The sequence below is a fragment of the Candidatus Contendobacter odensis Run_B_J11 genome (assembly GCF_000531125.1).
GTDB lineage: Bacteria > Pseudomonadota > Gammaproteobacteria > Competibacterales > Competibacteraceae > Contendibacter > Contendibacter odensensis.
The window spans coordinates 1-1,927 of the sequence record NZ_CBTK010000121.1 but is presented as its reverse complement, the minus strand read 5'-3'; the positions used below and the strand labels follow the sequence as shown (position 1 = coordinate 1,927).

The following is a 1,927-nucleotide window of genomic DNA, read 5'->3' as shown; positions in this document are numbered from 1 at the left end:
AAAAATGCGAAAACGACCAACAGCCAAGGTCAAGAAGTACCGGTACAAAATCTCTTTCTACAAGAGACTCATGTGACGGACCCTGAGCGGATTAAACGACTTTTAATCATTCCGGTGATTACTTTTTGTTGGGCGCATCGCATCGGTGAGTGGCAGCATGATTCAGTTAAACCGATTAAAGTAAAAAAACATCTACGTTTTTCTAAAAGTATCTTTAAAACTGGTTTGGATTTTATTCGTAATGCTATATTTAATCCTACCTCCTTATTTAATCTCGCTGCTTTATTTCACTTCCTTGATTTTAATCATTTTAACTCTTCAAGTTAATTTTTGTCATGTACAGAGAAGCAGTTTAGTAACGAGTTCAAAGCCAAGGTGGCTTTGGAAGCCCTCAAGGGTGAAAAGACCATCGCTCAACTCTCATCGGAGTACGGGGTTCACGCCAGTCAGATCACTACCTGGAAGCAGCAGGCACGGGAAAAGCTGCCGGAACTGTTCGGGCGGCCCAGTGGAATGGATGACCCACGCCGGGAAGCGGAGCAAGACCGGCTCTACCCGCAGATTGGGCGCTTGCAAGTGGAGGTGGACGGGCTGCGAAAAAAGTCCAAAGCGTTGGGCTTGACGTGAACACGAAGCGTGGGTTGGTAGAGCCTGGCACCGAGAGTCCCAGTCTGCGGCGGCAATGTGCCTTACTGGGACTGAATCGGTCGACTTGGTATGGCCCTCACGTCAGTAGGCGATGAAAGCGCGGAAAATCAGCGGTTGATGGACCGAATCAGCGCGATCTATACCGATTACCCATTCTACGGCAGCCGCAAGCTCACGGCAGTGCGGCGTCGGGAGGGATATCCGGTCAATCGCAAGCGGGTTCGGCGACTGATGCGGGCGATGGGGTTAGTGTCGATTGCGCCGAAACCCGACACGAGTCGGCCCCATCCTCAGCAGGCGGTCTACCCCTACCTATTGCGGGGGGTGGTCATCGAACGACCCAATCAGGTGTGGTCGACCGATATCACCTACCTGCGGATCGAACGGGGATAGGCCTACCTGGTGGCGTTGATCGATTGGTATAGCCGCTACGTGCTGGCCTGGCGGCTCTCCAATACGATGGATACCGCGTTCTGCGTGGACGCCTTAACCGAGGCGCTTGAACACCACGGAACCCCGGAAATTTTTAATACCGATCAGGGCAGTCAGTTCACCAGCGCGGTCTTTATCGAGGTGCTTAACCACCATCACATTCGCATCAGCATGGACGGCAAGGGCCGCGCACTGGACAACATTTTCATCGAGCGCCTATGGCGCTCCCTCAAATACGAGGAGGTGTACTCCAAACACTATCAAAGCCTGCGTGAGGCTCAAGCCGAATTATCGACTTACTTCCGATTCTACAACACCGACCGTCCGCACCAGTCACTCGACAATCGGACCCCGGAACAAGTCTATCGTAACGCCCAGCCACTCCAGTAACTGGGCCAGCAGCAGCTTCTAACCCATGTGGCTTCTATCTTAAATCGCCCGTTCTGTGGTCTTGACTGAGGGGTCCACTTTACTTCAATGATAACGACAATTTCTATCACAGAGAGAATAACTATGCCCATCAAATTTATGGCCGCTCTATTTACGGGTCTGTTCGTTATTTCAAATTCACTTATCGCTGAAGAGTGCAGTAGTCAAACAGAAAATTCTGTTTCAATTATGGATTGCCTCTCAGCGCGTTATAAAACAGCCGATCAAGAATTAAACGCGATATACAATAGACATTATCAGAAACATAAGGAACCGACTCAACAACCACCGGCTGAAAGCCGGTGGGTTGAAGTAACGGACTGAAAGTCCATGTGCACGTCGACTTAACGACGTGCCTAAGAGACTGTCGAAAAACCCTTTTCTCCTAAGCTTCCGCAGAATTAGTTGCTGGTAATAA

1 protein-coding gene and 2 pseudogenes are annotated in these 1,927 nt (G+C 50.2%); all 3 read left to right on the top strand.

Going from position 1 to position 1,927, the window contains the following annotated elements; genetic code table 11:
- Positions 1 to 327: pseudogene (locus BN874_RS25065) on the top strand (hypothetical protein); the annotation flags it as partial.
- A 3-nt stretch (positions 328 to 330) separates the two neighbouring features.
- A pseudogene (locus BN874_RS23470) lies at positions 331 to 1,470 on the top strand (IS3 family transposase).
- 123 nt (positions 1,471 to 1,593) lie between these two features.
- Positions 1,594 to 1,833, top strand: a complete 240-nt coding sequence (locus tag BN874_RS23465) for a lysozyme inhibitor LprI family protein (protein ID WP_195912151.1) — start codon at positions 1,594 to 1,596, stop codon at positions 1,831 to 1,833.
- Positions 1,834 to 1,927 lie beyond the last annotated feature (94 nt).

Excerpts from the sequence above, each read along its gene's own strand:
- BN874_RS23465 (WP_195912151.1), top strand. The coding sequence starts at position 1,594 with ATGCCCATCAAATTTATGGCCGCTCTATTTACGGGTCTGTTCGTTATT.